This window comes from Streptomyces malaysiensis subsp. samsunensis (assembly GCF_024519315.1).
In the GTDB taxonomy this organism is placed as follows: Bacteria; Actinomycetota; Actinomycetes; order Streptomycetales; family Streptomycetaceae; genus Streptomyces; species Streptomyces malaysiensis.
Window position 1 is genome coordinate 1 of sequence record NZ_JANIIC010000071.1, and the last position, 18,639, is coordinate 18,639.

15 protein-coding genes and 2 pseudogenes are annotated in these 18,639 nt (G+C 70.0%); 7 read left to right on the top strand and 10 right to left on the bottom strand.

Going from position 1 to position 18,639, the window contains the following annotated elements; genetic code table 11:
* The 3 genes and pseudogenes from NQU54_RS40405 to NQU54_RS40415 form a co-directional block, all read right to left on the bottom strand.
* On the bottom strand, window positions 1-638 hold a 638-nt coding region (locus NQU54_RS40405; protein WP_257635370.1), incomplete at its 3' end, for an NAD-dependent epimerase/dehydratase family protein.
* Window positions 571-873 (bottom strand): NAD-dependent epimerase/dehydratase family protein, encoded by a 303-nt coding sequence (locus NQU54_RS40410; protein WP_257635337.1) that lies wholly within the window; start codon window positions 871-873, stop codon window positions 571-573. The genes NQU54_RS40405 and NQU54_RS40410, both read right to left, overlap by 68 nt.
* Before the next feature lie 295 nt (window positions 874-1,168).
* Window positions 1,169-2,383 (bottom strand): annotated as a pseudogene (locus NQU54_RS40415) (beta-L-arabinofuranosidase domain-containing protein); the annotation flags it as partial.
* Between the two features lie 138 nt (window positions 2,384-2,521).
* Between NQU54_RS40415 and NQU54_RS40420 the strand changes: the two are divergent.
* Both NQU54_RS40420 and NQU54_RS40425 read left to right on the top strand, forming a co-directional pair.
* The gene (locus NQU54_RS40420) at window positions 2,522-3,253 is read left to right on the top strand and encodes a class I SAM-dependent methyltransferase (RefSeq protein ID WP_257635338.1); all 732 of its coding nucleotides are present in this window, start codon (window positions 2,522-2,524) and stop codon (window positions 3,251-3,253) included.
* 314 nt (window positions 3,254-3,567) lie between these two features.
* Window positions 3,568-3,915, top strand: a pseudogene (locus NQU54_RS40425) (pectate lyase family protein); the annotation flags it as partial.
* 31 nt (window positions 3,916-3,946) lie between these two features.
* Here the strand turns inward: NQU54_RS40425 and NQU54_RS40430 are convergent.
* Entirely contained in the window at window positions 3,947-5,188 is a 1,242-nt protein-coding gene (locus tag NQU54_RS40430; RefSeq protein ID WP_257635339.1) for an FAD-dependent monooxygenase, read from the bottom strand.
* A 143-nt stretch (window positions 5,189-5,331) separates the two neighbouring features.
* Here NQU54_RS40430 and NQU54_RS40435 point away from each other — a divergent pair, with 143 nt between their 5' ends.
* On the top strand, window positions 5,332-5,850 hold the full coding sequence (locus NQU54_RS40435) for a MarR family winged helix-turn-helix transcriptional regulator (RefSeq protein ID WP_257635340.1): 519 nt from the start codon (window positions 5,332-5,334) through the stop codon (window positions 5,848-5,850).
* A gap of 77 nt (window positions 5,851-5,927) precedes the next feature.
* On the opposite strand, the gene NQU54_RS40440 is transcribed toward NQU54_RS40435, so the two are convergent.
* From NQU54_RS40440 to NQU54_RS40460, 5 genes are all read right to left on the bottom strand, one after another.
* Window positions 5,928-6,392, bottom strand: coding sequence for an SRPBCC domain-containing protein (locus tag NQU54_RS40440; protein ID WP_257635341.1), 465 nt, complete (start codon window positions 6,390-6,392; stop codon window positions 5,928-5,930).
* 166 nt (window positions 6,393-6,558) lie between these two features.
* Window positions 6,559-7,305 carry a succinate dehydrogenase/fumarate reductase iron-sulfur subunit gene (locus tag NQU54_RS40445; RefSeq protein WP_093701238.1) on the bottom strand — a complete coding sequence of 249 codons (747 nt, stop codon included), beginning with the start codon at window positions 7,303-7,305 and terminating at the stop codon, window positions 6,559-6,561.
* Window positions 7,302-9,269 carry a fumarate reductase/succinate dehydrogenase flavoprotein subunit gene (locus NQU54_RS40450; RefSeq protein WP_257635342.1) on the bottom strand — a complete coding sequence of 656 codons (1,968 nt, stop codon included), beginning with the start codon at window positions 9,267-9,269 and terminating at the stop codon, window positions 7,302-7,304. Before NQU54_RS40450 ends, NQU54_RS40445 begins: the two co-directional genes overlap by 4 nt.
* Before the next feature lie 2 nt (window positions 9,270-9,271).
* Window positions 9,272-10,000: a succinate dehydrogenase gene (locus NQU54_RS40455; protein WP_257635343.1), complete on the bottom strand. Its 729-nt coding sequence runs from the start codon at window positions 9,998-10,000 to the stop codon at window positions 9,272-9,274.
* A gap of 148 nt (window positions 10,001-10,148) precedes the next feature.
* Window positions 10,149-10,730 carry a TetR/AcrR family transcriptional regulator gene (locus NQU54_RS40460; RefSeq protein ID WP_257635344.1) on the bottom strand — a complete coding sequence of 194 codons (582 nt, stop codon included), beginning with the start codon at window positions 10,728-10,730 and terminating at the stop codon, window positions 10,149-10,151.
* A gap of 180 nt (window positions 10,731-10,910) precedes the next feature.
* On the opposite strand from NQU54_RS40460, the gene NQU54_RS40465 reads away from it, so the two are divergent.
* Window positions 10,911-12,737: a flavin-containing monooxygenase gene (locus NQU54_RS40465; RefSeq protein WP_257635345.1), complete on the top strand. Its 1,827-nt coding sequence runs from the start codon at window positions 10,911-10,913 to the stop codon at window positions 12,735-12,737.
* A gap of 68 nt (window positions 12,738-12,805) precedes the next feature.
* Window positions 12,806-14,461 (top strand): NHL repeat-containing protein, encoded by a 1,656-nt coding sequence (locus NQU54_RS40470; protein ID WP_257635346.1) that lies wholly within the window; start codon window positions 12,806-12,808, stop codon window positions 14,459-14,461.
* Between the two features lie 20 nt (window positions 14,462-14,481).
* Here the strand turns inward: NQU54_RS40470 and NQU54_RS40475 are convergent, their stop codons facing one another.
* Window positions 14,482-15,444, bottom strand: a complete 963-nt coding sequence (locus NQU54_RS40475) for a zinc-dependent alcohol dehydrogenase (RefSeq protein ID WP_257635347.1) — start codon at window positions 15,442-15,444, stop codon at window positions 14,482-14,484.
* A 225-nt stretch (window positions 15,445-15,669) separates the two neighbouring features.
* Here NQU54_RS40475 and NQU54_RS40480 point away from each other — a divergent pair, with 225 nt between their 5' ends.
* Entirely contained in the window at window positions 15,670-16,299 is a 630-nt protein-coding gene (locus tag NQU54_RS40480) for a malonic semialdehyde reductase (protein WP_257635348.1), read from the top strand.
* Window positions 16,300-16,869: 570 nt separating this feature from the next.
* Window positions 16,870-18,588, top strand: coding sequence for an ATP-binding protein (locus NQU54_RS40485; RefSeq protein ID WP_257635349.1), 1,719 nt, complete (start codon window positions 16,870-16,872; stop codon window positions 18,586-18,588).
* Window positions 18,589-18,639: the final 51 nt, after the last annotated feature.

Below are 18,639 nucleotides of genomic sequence, written 5' to 3' on the forward strand. Positions count from 1 at the left end.
ATCCACAGGAAGCTGACGGCCCGGTCGCCGCTGGCGAGGAAGCGCTGTCCCGCCGCCGCGGGATGGGCCATGGCCCGCAGATGGAGGTCGGCCACATCGCGCACGTCCACCACGCCGAAGTGCGTACGGGGGACGGCGGACATCTCTCCCGCCAGCATCGCCCGCACGAGCTCCGTCGAGGCGGACAGCCGGGGGCCGAGCGTCGGGCCGAAGATCCCGGTCGGGTTGATCACCGTGAATTCGAGGCCGTCCCCCTCCTTCTCCGCGAATTCCCAGGCGGCCAGTTCCGCGATGGTCTTCGACCGGATGTAGGGGGCGTTGTCGTCTGCGGGGTCGGTCCAGTCGCTCTCGTCGTACTCGTTCCCATCCTTCGCGCTGTATCCCACCGCCGCGAACGAGGACGTCATCACGACCCTCTTCACACCGTGGTCCCGTGCGGCCCTCAGCACACGAAGGGTGCCGTCCCGTGCGGGGACGATCAGGTCGTCCGCGTTCTCCGGCTGGACGGAGGGGAACGGTGACGCGACATGAAGGACGCGGGTACAGTCCGCCACCGCGTCGTCCCAGCCGTCATCCGAGGTCAGATCGGCGCTGACGACATCGAGCCGCCCGCCGGGATCGACACCGGCGGCCGCTATGGCCGACCGTACGCTCGCTTCGGCGCTCGCGGCCCGACCGTACGCTCGCTTCGGCGCTCGCGGCCCGGCCGTGCGAACGGACGGTGGTGCGGACCCGATGGCCGCTCCGCAGCAGACGGCTGATCACATGGGTGCCGACATAGCCATTGCCTCCGGTGACCAGGACGAGTTCGCCACCGTCGGAATCGTTGTTGTTGATTTTGGTGTCGTTGTTGATATCGGCGTCAGTGGACACGGGGATCGTCTTGCCTTCCATGGACCGCTGTGGATTTCTTTGAACTGGCCGGTTGCTTCTCACAGTGCGTCCATGACGTCCGTGACCTCTTCGACCGCCCGGCGCTCAGCGTCGGGGTCGCCGCGCTCGCGCGCGTCCCACATGTCCGCCTTGAGCCGCAGATAGCGCAGCCGGACCTCCATGAGGGCCATCTCCCGCTCCAGGCGCTCCGCGTTGCGCCGGAAGAGGTCGCGCAGTGGGGCGGCGCCCTGCGCGCCCTCGTCGAGGTGGCCGAGGTAGGCGCGCATGTCCCGCAGTACGGCCAGCCCATGCCGTAGTTGTGCGGACAGCAGCGGTACTGGTCGACGCCCGGCTGGTAGGACTGCATCGCGAAGCCGTTCTGGAACTGCCCCTGGGACTTCACCGCGTTGTTCAGATCGATGGTGTTCGCGCTGGTGATGTAGTGGGTGCCGGTGCCCTGTGGGTCGAGGGCGGCGGGCAGCATGTTGAACGCCAGGTCCTCGCAGCGGTCCGCCCACACCGGGTCGCCGGTGATCCGCGTCAGCAGTTCATGGCTGGCCATGAACTCGACGATGCCGCAGGTCTCGAAGCCCTGCCGGGGGTCGCCGAAACCCGGCCGGTAGTTCTCGTCCCCCGCGAAGCCACCGCCCGGGAACTGGCCGTATGCGCCGAGCACCGACGCATAGGTGCGATAGGTCGCCTGTCTGAGCTCGGCGGAGCCGGTCAGCTGGGCGTACTGGGTCGGCTCGCGGAAGCCCTGGGCGATGTTGACGTTGTGCGGGCTCGGCAGGTTGTCGACCCAATTGGCGCCGTACGTATGCATCTTGCGGGCGAGGTCGAGGAGGAACGCCTCGCCGGTGCGGCGGTACAGCCATATGGCCGTGTCGAGCCCGTCGCCCCAGCGGTAGGAGACCCAGCTGGAGTCGAAGGCGCCCGGCCCCTGCGCGTTCATGAAGCTCAGGAAGCGGGTGAGGAAGGGGACCACACGCTCGTCGCCGGTGAATTCCTCATGCGTGCGCAGGGCCATGAGCAGGGGGAGGAACGGCCAGAAGTCGGGGCCGCCGTTAAGCTGTGTGCGCAGGGAGCGCGGCCCGAAGAAGCCGTCGCTCTGCTGGGTGGCGAGGATGGCGTCGATCCATTTGCGGGAGTTCGCGAGCGCGGCCTGGTCACGGGTGGCCACGGCCAGCGGGACATAGCCACGCAGCCAGTAGGGCACCTCCTCCCAGCCGCCCCGGTCCGGATGGGTCCATCCGGTGGTGTCGAAGTCGAGGAAGTGCGAGCGCTCCTCGTACCGGCCGCAGAGTCCGTGGAGTTGGAGACGCAGCTGCTCGGCCAGCCAGCCGCGCGGGCTGACGCTCCCGGACGGCAGCCGGTCGAAGGAGTCGGGGAGCGGGGCCCTCGGCCGCCGGGCCGTGGACGCCACGGCGGCCGGGGCCAGGTGTCCGGCGAGCGCGGGGGCGCCGAGGGTGAGGGCGCCGGTGCGGAGGAAGCGACGTCGGTCGAGGGGCATCGTGCGGCTCCTGTCGGTGGAGTGCCGAGGAAGACGGGTCGTGCCTGACATCGTTGTCGCGCATCACAGCACGCCACCGGCGCGCTGTCCAGGAGTTCGGCAGACCGCCTTGCCGCCATGGGCTCTATGCTGAGCGCGATGTCCGCACCCCAGGGCCCCACCTGTCGCGAGCTCGTCGTCCAGGCGCTGTCCTCCGTCGAGCATGGCTACGACCTGCTGGCCCCGAAGTTCGACCACACCGCGTACCGGACCCCGGCGGCGGTGCTGGACTCCGTGGCGGGTGCCCTGCGCGGGCTCGGCCCCTTCGACCGCGGCCTCGACGTGTGCTGCGGAACCGGCGCGGGGATGGGGGCGCTGCGGCAGGTGTGCCGGGAGCGGATCACCGGCGTCGACTTCAGCGCGGGCATGCTGGCCGTCGCCCGGGCCCGTACGCCGGAGGTGCCAGGCGCCCCGCACCCGGACTGGGTACGCGCCGACGCGCGCGCCCTCCCGTTCGGGCCGGTCTTCGACCTGGCGGTGAGCTTCGGGGCGTTCGGCCACTTCCTGCCCCGGGAGCGCCCGGGACTCTTCGCCCAGGTCCACTCCGCGCTCCGGCCGGGCGGCCGGTTCGCCTTCCCGATCGTGGCACCGGCCCGCCCCGGGTCCCGGCCCTACTGGTCGCTCCTGGCGTTCGACACCGCGATGCGGGTGCGTAACGCGCTGTGGTGGCCGCGTTTCGTGATGTACTACCGGACCTTCCGGCTCGCCGAGGTACGGGAGGAGCTGATCCGGACCGGGTTCGAGGTCGAGCTGCGGGCACTGGAGGAACTCGGCCGACGGGCGGACGGCAGCCCCCGCTGCCGGCTGGTGGTGGCCACCCGGCCGGTGTGAGCCCCACGCGGTACGCGGCGGATCGCGGGCGTATGGCGGACTGCTTGCTCACGGTGGATCGTGGACCCACGGCCGGCAACCCGAGCGGCGGTGGCGGCGACCTGAGGCTGACAACCTGTCAGCTATCCAAGGGAGTTCACAGTGCGCTCATTCCTCGCGCGCCTGGCCACCGTGCTGGCCGCCTTGGCCGCGCTGGTCGCCGCGCCCGGTGTCGCGACGGCCGCCCCCTCGCGCGCCGCGGACGACTGGAACCCGCCCACGAACCTGGTGCAGCCGCTGGGCGAGGTGTGGAACCACATCGAGTCGACCTACCCCGCAACCCGTCCGCCGACAACATCGCCCATGCGCATCTGTACAACAACTACCTACAGGACGACCCCGGCACGGACATCAACTCCTCCTATGGCAACTACGCCCGGGGGGACACCAAGATGGTGCTGGAGAACAGCTACTTCCAGGGCTTCAAGAACCCCGTCATCAAGGACAGCACGGCCACCCTGGTCCAGCGCGGCAACCTCTTCGTCAACACCAGTGGCCGCAACGAGAGCGGTGGCACCGCCTTCGACCCGAAGGCGTACTACTCCTACTCCCTCGACCCCGCCGACCGGGTGCCGTCCATCGTGAGCTCCGGCTCGGGCCCCACCTCGGCCATCGGCACCACCGGCTGACGAGGCGGGGCGGCGCGCCACGCCCTCACCCGGCCTCGTGGCCGTCTTGCCTGTCGTGGCCGTCGTAGCCGGGGAGGGTCAGCGCCGAGTGCGCATGCCGGCCCGCGCCGCTGAACACGGCGGACGGGTCGCGCAGCGCCTCGTTGCGCCGGGCCAGGTCCTCGGCGGTGCGCGGGGACAGACCCGCGCTTCCTTCGGTGGCGAGCGCCTGGTTCATCTCCACGAAGGACCGCACGGTGCGCTCATAGCCTTCGAAGGCGTCGCCGTGGTGGGCGCCCGCGGCCAGTCCCGCGGCCAGTTCACCGGCGAGGACGTACGCGCCGACCAGCGCCAGGCTCGACCCCTGGCCGGAGAAGAACGACGGTGCGTAGGCGGCGTCGCCCACCAGGGCGACCCGGCCCGCGGACCACCGTGGCATATGGATCTGGCTGACCACGTCGAAGAAGAGGTCGTCGCTGTCCCGCATGGCGGCGACCATACGCGGCACCTCCCAGCCGTATCCGGAGAACACCCCGGCCACGAGGTCGCGTTGGGCGGCGGGGTCGCGGAAGGCGTCGAAGGGCGGCTCGGTGCGCAGGAAGCTGAGGAAGGCGTGGACCCGGTCGCCGTCGCGGGGTGCGTAGAGGACGGCGGTCCGGCCCGGGACGTTCCAGGTGAGACCCTCGTGTGCGAGCCCCAGATGGTTGGGCATGGTGAAGCCGGCGAAGCAGTAGTCGAGGTAGCGGTGGTAGCGCTCCTCGGGGCCGAAGGCCAGGCTCCTGGTGTGCGAGTGGATTCCGTCGGCGCCGATGACCAGGTCGAAGGTGCGCCGGGCGCCGCCGCGGAAGGCCACGTCCACCCCGCCGTCGTGGTCATGGAGGGTGGCGATGGAGTCGTTGAAGAGGAGCTCGACGTCGTCGCCGATCGCACCGTAGAGGATCTCGGCCAGCTCACCGCGGGGGATTTCGAGGTCATGGCCCTCCTCGCCGCCGGAGATGGTTTCGGGCCGGATGGCGGCTATCGGGTGGCCCTTCTCGTCGAGGAAGGAGATCCGACGGACGCCGACATGGGCCTCCCGGAGCCGGGGGAGCACCCCCATGCGCCGGACGACCTCGACCGCGGTGCCGCGGATGTCGATGGGGTAGCCGCCCCCGCGCAGGGCGGGCGCCTTCTCGACGAGTGTGACCGCGAAGCCGTACCGGCGGAGCCAGTAGGCCAGCGCGGGGCCGGCGATGCTGGCGCCGGCGACCAGGACCGTGCGTTTCGACGCGGTGTTCAGGCCGCCCATGGGCGTTCCTCTCCGGCCCTCCCCTGAGGAGGGCCTGATGTATACCTAACTCAGGTATCCTTTTTGATGGCGTGAAAGGCTCTGGGTGCAGAGCCGATGAGCACGACTATATACCTAACTTAGGTAGATGTGGAGGGCGGGAGATGACCGCCGAGGGACCGGAGGCCGGGCAGGGCGGCGACGGCGAACACGATCTGCTGGCCATGCTGCCCCGGCTGACGCAGCTCAGCGGCGCCGTGAACCGGGGCCGGCTGACCGAGCGCGCCATGGAGGCCGCCGGTGTGGCCGTGGACCGGCCCGCGATGTCGGTCCTCGTCTCCCTGCATGTGGCGGGCGGCCCGCTGCGCGTGGGGGAGATCGCCGCACGGATGCAGGTCGTCGGGCCCCATGTCACCCGGCAGGTTAACGAGTTGGCGCGGCGCGGCCTGGTCCGCCGGGTCACCGATCCGGACGATCAGCGCGCTCGGCTCATCGAGCCGACCGCCGAGGGGGCGGCGGCGACCGAACGCTATATGCGGACGGTCCTCGGATGGTTCAGCGACGCCCTCGCCGGCTGGAGCCCGCAGGACCGCGAGGTCTTCGGCCGCCTGCTCGCGCGCTTCGTCGACGACCTCACCGCCCATCTGGACTCCTTCGGCGACGATGACGATCGGCCCGTATGAGCCCGCGGAAGTCGTGCCCGGCGACGGCGGGCAGCGCGTTCGCCGTGCGGTGGATTCGAGGCCCCGGCCGGTGTGGCCTAAAGGCCCGTCTCCACGAGCGCGGCCAGCTTGTCCAGGGACATGCGGGTCCCCAGCTCGTTGTCGGCGACCGGGACCACGTCGGGGATCCCCTCGTGCACGATGAGGACGTCCGTACCACCGCCCTCCGCGTCGGTGAGCGTGGTCGTGATGGTCATCGTGGAGCGGAGGGCGGCATCCGTGGTCTCGAACTCGGACACCTCGACCACCTGCTCATCCGGCACCAGCCGGGTGAAACGGCCGTGGTAGGTGTCCGTATGGGCGCCCGACTTGCCGGTGCCCGCCGGGTCGTCGTAGCTGAGCGAGATGCGGAAGGCGCCCCCTTCGCGGGGCTCGAACTCATGCACCCGGCAGGTCATGCCGTCGGGCACCCGCCAGGTCGCGATGGCGCTCGCATCGAGGAGCGCCCGGTAGACGGCCGGGCGCGGGGCGTTCACACGCCGGGAGACTCGCATGGCATACATGTGCTCAACCTAGCGGCCGGGCGGTGGGCGGATGAGCCGGTGGCACCGGAATCACCGCCGCGGTTCGGCCGAGCGGTGGCGGAGGTCTTGCGTCCGTAAGACCTCCGCCACCGGGGCACCCGTCCACGGAGCGTTGTCGAGGGGTGCCGTTCCTGGGGGAGTGCGATCAGCGCTTGACCTTGCGGGACGCCCGCAGCCACTCCTTGTTCATCGCGGTGATGGAGAACAGGGGGATGCCCTTGGGACAGGCCGTGGCGCACTCACCGGTGAGGGTGCAGCCGCCGAAGCCCTCCGCGTCCATCTGGGACACCATGTCCAGCACCCGGGTCTCCCGCTCCGGAGAGCCCTGGGGCAGCACATTGAGATGGTTGACCTTGGCCGAGGTGAACAGCATCGCCGCACCGTTGGGGCAGGCCGCCACGCAGGCGCCGCAGCCGATGCACTCGGCGTGCTCGAAGGCGTAGTCCGCGTCCGCCTTGGGCACCGGAGTGGCGTGTGCTTCCGGCGCGGAGCCGGTCGGGGCGGTGATGTAGCCACCCGCCTGGATCACCCGGTCGAACGCGGAGCGGTCCACCACCAGGTCCTTGATGACCGGGAAGGCGGCGGCGCGCCATGGCTCGATGTCGATGGTGTCGCCGTCCTGGAAGGACCGCATATGGAGCTGGCAGGTGGTGGTGCGCTCCGGACCGTGGGCGTCACCGTTGATCACCAGGCTGCACGCACCGCAGATGCCCTCACGGCAGTCGTGGTCGAAGGCCACCGGCTCCTCGCCCTTGAGGATGAGTTCCTCGTTGAGGACGTCGAGCATCTCCAGGAAGGACATGTCCTGGGAGACGTCGTCGACCTGGTAGGTGGCCATGGCGCCGGGGGAGTCGGCGTTCTGCTGGCGCCAGACGCGCAGGGTGAGCTTCATGCGTAGCTCCGCTGAGTGGGATGGACGTACTCAAAGGTCAGCTGCTCCTTGTGGAGCACGGGGGCGGCGCCGGTGTCGGTGAACTCCCAGGCCGCGGCGTAGGAGAACTCCTCGTCCTCGCGGGCGGCCTCGCCGTCGGGGGTCTGGGACTCCTCGCGGAAGTGGCCGCCGCAGGACTCGGCCCGGTGCAGGGCGTCCAGGCACATCAGCTCGGCCAGCTCCAGATAGTCCACGATCCGGTTGGCCTTCTCCAGCGACTGGTTGAACTCCTCGCCGGTGCCCGGCACCTTGATCCGCCGCCAGAACTCCTCGCGGATCTGCGGGAGGCGGTCCAGTGCCTTGCGCAGCCCCTCGTCGGTGCGGGCCATGCCGCAGAACTCCCAGACCAGCTCGCCGATCTCGCGGTGGAAGGAGTCGGGGGTGCGGTCGCCGTCCACGGCCAGCAGCCTGGTCAGCCGGTCCTCGGTCTCCCGTACCGCCTCCACGGCCGCCGGGTGCGAGGCGTCGACCTCGTCCTTGTGCGGGTTGCGGGCCAGGTAGTCGTTGATCGTCGACGGCAGGACGAAGTAGCCGTCGGCCAGGCCCTGCATCAGCGCGGAGGCGCCGAGCCGGTTGGCGCCGTGGTCGGAGAAGTTGGCCTCGCCGATCGCGAACAGCCCCGGCACGGTGGTCTGAAGGTCGTAGTCGACCCACAGCCCGCCCATCGTGTAGTGGATCGCGGGGTAGATGCGCATCGGGACCTCGTACGGGTTCTCCGCCGTGATCCGCTCGTACATGTCGAAGAGGTTGCCGTACTTCTCCTCGACCGCCTTGCGGCCCATCCGGGCGATGGCGTCGGCGAAGTCCAGATAGACGCCCTGGCCACCGGGTCCGACCCCGCGGCCCTCGTCGCAGACGTTCTTCGCGGCGCGGGAGGCGATATCGCGCGGCACCAGATTGCCGAACGACGGATAGATCCGCTCCAGGTAGTAGTCGCGCTCCTCCTCGGGGATCTCCGCCGCGGGACGGGTATCGCCCTTCGCCTTGGGCACCCAGATCCGGCCGTCGTTGCGCAGCGACTCGCTCATCAGCGTCAGCTTGGACTGGTGGTCCCCGGAGCGCGGGATGCAGGTCGGGTGGATCTGGGTGAAGCAGGGGTTGGCGAAGTACGCGCCGCGCCGGTGCGCCCGCCAGATGGCGGTGGCATTGGAGTTCATGGCGTTCGTCGAGAGGTAGAAGACGTTGCCGTAGCCGCCGCTGGCCAGCACCACCGCGTCGGCGAAGTACGTGGAGATCTCGCCCGTCACCAGATCGCGGGCGACGATGCCACGTGCCCGGCCGTCGACCATGATCAGGTCCAGCATCTCGGTGCGGGCGTGCATCTCCACATTGCCCGCCGCGATCTGGCGGGACAGCGCCTGGTAGGCGCCGAGCAGCAGCTGCTGGCCCGTCTGGCCACGGGCGTAGAAGGTGCGCGAGACCTGCACACCGCCGAAGGAGCGGGTGTCCAGCAGACCGCCGTACTCCCGGGCGAAGGGCACACCCTGGGCCACACACTGGTCGATGATCTCCACCGAGATCTGCGCCAGGCGGTGGACATTGGACTCGCGGGCGCGGAAGTCGCCGCCCTTGACGGTGTCGTAGAACAGCCGGTGGATGGAGTCGCCGTCGTTGCGGTAGTTCTTCGCCGCGTTGATCCCGCCCTGGGCGGCGATGGAGTGGGCCCGGCGCGGCGAGTCCTGGTAGCAGAACTGGACCACGTGGTAGCCCTGTTCGGCCAGGGTGGCGCCGGCGGCGCCACCGGCCAGACCGGTGCCCACCACGATGATGGTGTGCTTGCGGCGGTTGGCGGGGTTGACCAGCTTGGCCTCGAAGCGGCGGGTGTCCCAGCGCTCGTTGACCGGCCCGGCGGGGGCCCGCTCGTCCTTGATCGGCTCGCCGACAGTGTATTCGGCGTACTCGGTGTATTCGCTGTACGAGGGCATGGTCAGCTCACCACTCCGGTCATGACACCGACGGGCACGGAGATGAACCCGACGGTCAGAACGATCGCCAGGGCGTTGGCGATGGCCTTGAGGGCACGGTCACGGGTGCGGTTGCCCGCGCCGAGGGTCTGTGCGGCGCTCCAGAAGCCATGCCGGACGTGCAGGCCCATGGCCAGCATCGCCACGATGTAGATGACGTTCCCGTACCAGGTGGAGAAGGTGTCCACCACGTTCTGGTACGGATGGCCCTCCTGGAATCCGCCGGAGTGCGTGGTGCCGGTGGTGAGGTCCAGGACGTGCCAGACGATGAACAGACCCAGGATCACCCCGCCCCAGCGCATGGTCCGGGTCGCATAGCTCATCCGTGGCTTGGTGTGGACGTACTTCTGCGGGCGGGCCTTGATGTCCCGCCTGCTCAGCTGGTAGGCGGACACACCGTGCAGGATCACCGAGGCGAGAAGGACCACACGGGCGATCCACAGGCCCCACTGATGGTGCAGAACGGGCGCCCCCATGACGCGCAGCCAGTGTCCGTAGGCGTTGAACTCCTCCGGGCCGAAGAAGATCTTCGTGTTCCCGAGCATGTGGACGCAGAGGTAACCGATCATGATCAGACCGGTCACGCCCATGACGATCTTCTTGCCGAGGGTCGATTGCCAGAATGAGAGCGCTATGGACGGCCGCCGCTCCGCCTGCGTCGGACGCTGCTCCGGCCGCGTTGTCAATGCCATGGACACGACGTTAGAACCGGGCGGGTCAAAAGGGCCAAGATATGATTCTGATCATCTCAATAGGCCCTGGCTATCGAGGACCGCACAGATCAGGCCAGGCTTGACCTCGCCGTCCACGCGGCCAGGGAAAGCGGTCAGGGAAAAACGGTCAGTGGAAGCCCTCGCGGGTGATCGTGATGGCCTGGCGGAGGAGGTCCACGGCATCGCGTTCACGCCGCTCGAGAGCCGTCTGCCCGACGACGCGGAAGGTGGCCAGGAGGGTCGCGGCGAGGATCTGGGCCCGCAGCGGGGTGTCCGGTCCGGCGGGGAGACGCTCTTCGACGGCCTCGGCGAGGTCGCGTTCGGCGGCGGCGTAGGTGGCGACCAGTTCGGGCAGCAGCGCCGGATGCAGACGCAGGCTCCGGTAGCCCTCCTCCTGCGCCGGATCGGTGGCGAACTCGGCGGAGTGCTGCTCGGCGGCGCCGATGACCGCCGTCATCAGGGACTCCCGCGCCGGGCGGGCGCGGATGAGCTCGACCAGCCGGACCGTGTGCGCCCTGTCGCGGTGCAGCAGCGCCTGCTCCTTGCTGGTGAAGTAGTTGGAGAAGGTGCGCCGGGAGACGGTGGCGGCATCGGCGATGGCCTCCACCGTGAGGTGCTCGACGCCGTGCTCGGCGGCGAGGCGCACGGCGGCGTCGTGCAGTGACTGGCGGGTCGCCGCCTTCTTGCGCTCACGCAGGCCGGTAGTCATCGCGGATGAGCATACGCGAGAAGGCTGATTCTTGCCCACTGGGAAAGGTTGCGCATTGGGAACGTTTTCTGTGAGGCTGAGCCCGCGCCGCCGATCAACGGACCCCGGGCGGCATCCGAACCCATAGACCTTCCGCCCCTTTCCGGACCCTTCCGACGCCAGAGGCACAAGGACCCCCCCATGCCCACTTCCCACCACCCGCCCACCTCCGCCACGTCCATGGACCCCGAGGAGCTGGGATTCGATCCGGACGCCCTGCGCGCGAAGTACCGGGCCGAGCGTGACCGCCGGATCCGCCCCGACGGCAAGAAGCAGTACCGGCGCATCGCCGGGGACCTCGACTCCTACGCCCAGGACCCGTACGTGGAGCCGGAGTTCACCCGGGAGCCGCTGCACGACCGGGTCGAGGTGCTGGTCATCGGGGGCGGATTCGGCGGACTGCTCGCCGGCGCCCGGCTGCGGCAGGCAGGTGTGCGGGATATCCGCATGATCGAACAGGGCGGGGACTTCGGCGGCACGTGGTACTGGAACCGCTATCCCGGTGTCCAGTGCGATATCGAGTCCTACGTCTATCTGCCCCTGCTCGAAGAGATCGGCTACGTGCCGCGGTGGCGCTACGCGCCGGGCGAGGAGATCCGGCAGCACGCACGGGCGATCGGGCGCCACTTCGACCTCTACCGCGATGTCTGCTTCCAGACCCAGGTGACCGAACTCCGCTGGGACGACACCGAGTTGGAGTGGGCCGTACACACCGACCGGGACGACCGGATCCGGGCGCGCCATGTGGTGATCTCCAGCGGCACACTCAGCCGGGCGAAACTCCCCGGCATCCCCGGGATCGAGACCTTCAAGGGCCATACGTTCCACACCAGCCGCTGGGACTACGACTACACCGGCGGCGACGCCGGCGGCGGTCTGCACCGACTCGCCGACAAGCGCGTGGCCCTCATCGGCACCGGCGCCACCGCCATCCAGGTCGTGCCACATCTGGGCCGGGACGCCGAGCGGCTGTATGTGTTCCAGCGCACACCGTCCTCGGTCGATGTGCGCGGCAACCGCCCCACCGACCCCGGGTGGGCCGCCTCGCTGGCACCCGGCTGGCAGCGGCGCCGCAGGGACAACTTCCTCACCATCGTCACCGGTGGCCAGGCGGACGAGGACCTGGTGAACGACGGCTGGACCAGCACCGCGCGGCTCCAGCAGAAGCTCATCCCGAGCGACAGCTACGCGGACCTCCCGCCCCAGGAGCGCGAACGCCTCTACGAGATCGCCGACTTCCAGAAGATGAACGGGATCCGCGACCGAGTGGACTCCACCGTCGGGGACACCGCGACCGCCGAGGCGCTCAAGCCCTGGTACCGCTACATGTGCAAGCGCCCCACCTTCAGCGACACCTATCTGGACACCTTCAACCGGCCCAATGTCACGCTGGTGGACACGGCCGACCACGGGGGTGTCGAGCGCATCACCGAGAACGCCGTCGTGGTCGGCGGTGTCGAGTACGAGGTCGACTGCGTCATCTTCGCCACCGGCTTCGAGGTCGGCGTCTCCGGGGTCACCTCAGGGTTCCTCCCGGTCCACGGCCGGGGCGGTGTCACCCTGACCGAAGCCTGGCGCGACGGCCCGAAGACCCTCCACGGCTTCTACAGCCATGGCTTCCCCAACCTCTTCCAGCTCGGCCCGCTCCAGAACGCCAGCTCGGTCAACTATGTGCACATCCTCGATGAGCAGGCGATCCATGTCGCCGAGGTGCTCGCCGAGGCACGCAGGCGCCGGGCCCGGTATGTCGAACCGACGGTCGAGGCCGAGGCGGCCTGGCGCGCCACCATCCGTGAGAAGGCGGCTGACCTGTACGACTTCCAGGCCGAGTGCACCCCCGGCTACTACAACAACGAGGGCATGCCACGGGAGCGCAGCGAGTCCTTCGGCGACGGGCCGATCGCCTTCCATGAACTGCTCAGGCGCTGGCGCGCGGACGGCGGCATGGACGATGTGCTGGTCGTCTGAGACCGATCCGCCGCCGTGCTGCTGTGCGCTGTGCCGACAGATGTGCCACCCATGCCCGAGGAGCGACGATGTACCCAAGCCGGTTCGACGACACCGGCCGCACACGGACCACGAGCGACCGTCTGGAGGTGCGCCGACTCACCAGGGCGAACCGGCTGTGGGGTTCCAACGGCGTCACATTCGGCCCGGACGGGCGGCTGTACGTGGCGCAGTTCCTCGCCGGGCAGATCAGTGCCGTGGACCCCGTCTCGCGTGACATCGAGGTGGTGGTGCCGCTCGACGGCCCGGTGGAGGCCCCGGACGACCTGGCCTTCGGGGCGGACGGCTCGATGTACATCGCCGATCTGACGCCCGGCCGGGTGTGGCGGCGTGGCCCCGGGGGTGAGTACACCCTCGTCTCCGACCAGGTGTCGGTGCCCAACGGCATCACCTGCGTCGGCGACCGCCTCTTCGTCAACGAGATGAAGATGAACGGCCGCCTGATGGAACTGTTCCCGGGCGGTGGCGACCCGGCGGTGCTGACCGACGGGCTGGCCCTGGGCAACGCGATGCAACTCGGCCCCGACGGATGTCTGTACTACCCGCAGATGATGCGCAACGAGGTCTGGCGGATCCCGCCCGACGGAGGGGTGCCCGAGCTGGTCGCCGAGGAGGTGGACGACCCGGTCGCGGTGCGGTTCGACCGGGGCGGCGCCCTCGTCGTCCTGTCCCGTGGCATGGCCGGGCTGGTGACCCGCATCGATCTGGCCACCGGGGCCCGGTCGGTCGTCGCCACCGGCATCGTGGGGCTGGACAACGCCGCGTTCGACCATGAGAACCGGATGTTCGTCTCCAGCTTCGCCAGTGGCGGGATCGCGGAGGTGGACACCGACGGCAGGACCCGGGTGGTGGTCCCCCAGGGGTTCGACGGGCCCTTCGGCATCACGGTCGACCTCGGCGGCACGGTGTACGCCGCCGACCACTTCAGCCTGGCGAGCCCGGCTGTCCCCGGCTCCGGTACCGCTTCCGGTGCCGCCGTCGATTCGGGCCCCGGCGCCGTAGAGGACGGTCATGAGCCCGGTGTCGTCACCCACGAGCTGATGTACGCCGTGCACAACGTCACCGCCGACGACGGTCTGCTGCACCTCACCTCACAACTCGGCGATGTGCGCACCCACGACCCCGTCCACCGGACCACACGGGTACGCGCCACCGGGCTGGACCAGCCCACCGGGATCGCCGTCGCCCCGGACGGCGCTCTCGTGGTCGCCGAGACCGGGGCCGGCCGCGTTCTGCGCATCGACGACGCCGACACCGTCAGTGTGCTCGCCGAGGGGCTCGACCACCCCCTGGACGTCGCCTTCGACGGCCGGCGGCGCTGCTACGTCAGCGACGACCGGCGTGGCGCGGTGCTCCGGCTGGAGGACGGCGAGGCGGTGGTCGTCGCGGACGGGCTGGGCGCACCGCAGGGGCTGGCCGTGCGCGGTGACGAGCTGTTCACGGTGGAGGTCGAGCACCGGCGGCTGCGGGCGATCTCCCTGGCCACGGGGGCGAGCAGGATCGACGCCGAGCAGCTGGCGGTCGGCCTGCCGCCCGGGATCACGCGCACCGAACCCGAGCCGATTCCCGGAGTCCCCGGCCGCCCGCGCCAGTTCGCCGGGCTCGCCGTGGCCCCGGACGGGGCCCTCCTCGTATCGGCCAACGGGGAGGGGAGTGTGCTGCGGCTGACCGCGCCCGCCGGGTGAGACACGGCCGGAGCGGTGGCTCAGGAGAGGTCCACCCACACCTTTCCCGACGCGGTGTACGCGGCGGTGAACGCCTCCTGGACGTCCTCCAGGGCGTAGCCGTCGCTGACCACCGCGCCGAGCCGGGGTGGCGTCCGCGACTCCAGGGCGCCGACGGTCCGTGCGAAGTCCACCGGATGGTCGTAGATCATGCTGCCGATGAGGGTGATCTGCCCCGCCACCAGATCGCGCGGCGAGACCCCGAGCGGGGAGGTGTCCATCCCGATCAGCACGGCGGTGCCGTGTTTGGCGAGCCGTCGCAGCCCCTGCTCGACGACGCCGGGGGCTCCGGAGGTCTCGAAGAGACAGGGGAGCCCGTCCGCGTCCGGTGGCAGGGCCGTCGCGCCGAGGGCACACGCGCGGTCCAGCCGTGCCTCGTTGGGCTCCTGGACGAACACCGTCACACCGTGGTCCACCAGCGCCTGGCACAGCAGCAGCCCTTGGGAACCGGCCCCGGTCACCAGGCAGCTCTGCCCGGGCACGATGCCCGAGCGCCGCATCGCCGCCCGGGCCACGGTGGCGGGCTCCACACAGACCAGATCCGCCACGGGCAGTCGCCGGGCGACGGGCCACACGAACGCGGCCGGTGCCACGACGTACTCGCTCAGCAGACCGGGAACGGTCAGTCCCACGGCGGCCCGGCCTTCGCAGGCCGAGGTCCGCCCGGCCCGGCAGGGGGCGCAGGTCAGACAGCAGTAGTCCGGTTCGATGACCACGTCCTGGCCGGTGCGCAGACCGCTGACCCGGCTGCCCAGCCCGACGATCCGCCCCGTCCCCTCGTGGCCCAGGATCCAGGGCAGGTTCGGTGGCCGCCGGTGTCCCGCGTGCACGGCGAGATCCGAGCCGCACAGCCCCGTGCCCCGCATACGGATCAGCACGTCCTCCGGGCCGCAGGACGGCTCCGGCACGGACACCACGGACAGCGCACCCGGCTCCGTCAGCACGGCGGCCCTCAACGGAACACCTGCATCGCGGGGGGAAGCGCCGCCAGCACCATGCCAAGAGCGTGCCACACATGATCCTCGCGGCGGTAGACCACGCGGCGGTAGACCACACCACCGGCCCACCTGACCGAGTCCCCGGCCACCGCACACCTCGTAAGCGTACGCTGAGTTCCGCGATCGCCATACGCGCGTATCGCCATACGTGAGTATGGAGTTGGAACGGCCGTGACGGACAGCACCCTGGCCCCCGATAGCGATCAGGCCCTGTACGCGCTCTCTCCCGAAGGGCGGAAACTTCTCTTCACCGAGGCCAAGACGGCGTACGATTTCAGCGACAAGCCGGTGGGCGATGACCGTCTGCGGGCCATCTACGAACTGTTCAAATGGGCCCCGACGTCGGCGAATATCAATCCGCTGCGGATTTTGTATGTGCGCACCGAGGAAGGAAAGCAGCGGCTGCTGACCGGGGTGGCACAGCCCAATCAGGAGCAGACCGCCTCGGCCCCGGTCACCGCGGTGCTGGCCCTGGACACCGGATACCCGGAATATGTGCCGCTCCTCGCCCCGTCCAACCCGCAGTTACGGCCGATGCTGGAGGCCAACCAGGAGCTGCGCGAGTCCCACGGGGACTTCAACTCGACGCTCCAGGCAGGCTACTTCGTGCTGGCCGTCCGCGCGGCGGGGCTGGCCGCAGGACCGATGAAGGGTTTCAACGCCGAGGCGGTGGACAAGGAGTTCTTTCCCGATGGCAGGTGGCGGTCGATTCTGCTGGTCAACATCGGCTACCCGGGCGCCGAAGCCTTCCGGGAGCGGCTGCCGCGCCCCTCGTACGAGCAGGCGGTACAGCTGGTCTGACCACAGTGGGGTGATGTAAGGCGTCCACATTCATGGGATCAGGCCACTTCATACGCGGTGACCGGATCCCTCTCCGCGCCGGGCGGCGAACCCTCGCCGCCGGCCACCTCCGGCGACAGTGCGCCGAGCCCCCCTGTGCGGGGTCCACCGAGGACCGTCGACTTTCGGCCCAATCACCGGCCCCCACGCCCTTGCCCACGTCGTCCGTACGGTCCGTTCCCATGGCCACGAGGGCCGCGCCATATCGGTCGAAGGACACGGCGTGATCGTTTCGTGATGTACGACTCATTCGCTTGACAGTGCGGCGCGCCGGGATCTACGCGTAGGACCCGAGAGTGCCCTATCCGGTGCATGCCGCAGCCACACGCTGTTTACATGCTGTTGATACACAAGGCTCCTACCCGGCTCGCGTCTTTCTCCCATCCATTCTCTCCCGGCCTCTGTCATGGGCATTGAGGATGGGCAACGCACCTGCGCCGCCGAGGAGTTCTGCCTGTTCGTCATGGGCTTTCGCGCGGAGACACGCCGCTGTGCGCGGCCGCGCGGATGGAGGAATCGCAGAAAGCTGGGGTGCCTGTGAGCTTGATGGAATGCCACGATTCCACGGCCGGCGCCGGTCGGCCGGCGATCGGTTTCCGGAGGGACCAGGAGGACCGGGGAGGCGAGGGGGGTCGCGGGCCCGGCGGGTCACCGCCCGACCTTGTCGAGCGTGACAACATCCTGGCCGGTCTGGGCCGGCTGCTCGCCGACGCGTCGAGGGGCAAGGGGCAGCTGGCCGTCGTGGACGGGCCGCTGGGCACTGGCAAGAGCAGGCTGGTGCACGAGTTCCTCGAAGCCCTGGAACCGGGCGGCGTCCGCGTTCTGAGGGCCACCGCCTCGCTCCGGGAGCACCTGCTGCCGTTCGGTGTGGTGACCCAGCTCTTCCACGGCATGACGATTCCGCCGCCCGGCCGGGACCGGGTGCGCGAGCTGCTCGCCTCGGCGGTCGAACAAACCGTCATCGAAGGGGAGTTAACCGACGGCGACTGGGAGGTGCAGGTCGTCGACGCCTTCCAGAAGCTCACCATGGAGCTGGCCCATCTGTCCGAGACCACCCCCTTGGTGATCTGTGTCGACAACGCCCACTACCTGGACCCGCCCTCCCTGCACTTCCTCGCCGGGCTCGTCCCATGGCTGCACTCCGCCCGTATCCTGCTGCTGATCACCGATGACCACACCCTGCGGTGGCCGCGTTCACCCCTGCTGGCCGGGCTGCTCTCGCAGAGCCCCAACGCACACCGGATCGCCGTGCGCCCCCTGAGCCGCCGCGGAGTCGACGCCCTGGCCATCCGGCTGCTCGGACCGCACACCGCCTCCCCCCGGCTCACCGCCGAGCTCCACCGCGTCAGTGGCGGCAATCCGCTGGCCGTCCAGGCCCTGATCATTGATCAGCAGGCGGGTGGCGCATGCTACCCCGAAGGCTACGGACAGGCACTGCTCGACCTCGTGGCGCACTCCCGGCCGTCGATGCCGGCCGTGGTACGCGCCCTCGCCGTGCTCGGCGGTGCGGCGCCGGTGGCGGACGTGGCCCGGCTGGCCGGAGTGGACGCCACGGTGACCGGCTGGGCCCTGCACGCCCTGGTCAGCGCCGGACTGCTCACCCAGGGCCACGCGTTCCGCCATCCGGTGGCCGCCACCGCCGTACTGGACGACATGCCCGCCGACAGCCGGGCCGCACTGCACCGCGCCGCCGCCGAGCTGCTGCACGAGGCCGGAGCGCCCGCGCTGACGGTGGCCGGGCAGCTGATGGCCGCCGGGGACCCCGATGCCGACTGCGCCACCGAGGTGCTGGTGGCGGCCTCCGACGAGGCGTTGGCGACCGGCGATGTGGGCACCGCGCTCAGCTGTCTGGACCTCGCTCAGCGCACCCGGGCCGACGCCCCCACCGCGGCACGGATCCGCGCCCGGCTCAGCCGGCTGGAGTGGCAGCTGAAACCGCAGGTCGCCGTCCGTCATCTCCGCCCCCAGTTAGGCGACTTCACCGCGGGCCACCTGGACCGGCGGGAGGTCTCCGAACTGGTGCTCGGCCTGGTCCGGGCCGGTGCGCTCGATGAGCTGACCGCCCTGCTCGACGCCCTGCGCACCCGCGCCCACCAGGGCATCGGCCCTGGAACCGAGGACCTCCGCCCCCTGACGAACTGGGCGGCGATGGCGTACCCCCTCCACACCGGGCTGCGGAAACTGGCCCACTCGGTCGGAGCCACCCTGCCACCCGCTCCCACCCCGCCCTCCGGAGCCGCCCAGGAGTGAGCCCTGCCCAGCCCAGCACAACTCCACTCGGCAGACCGGCACCGACCGAAG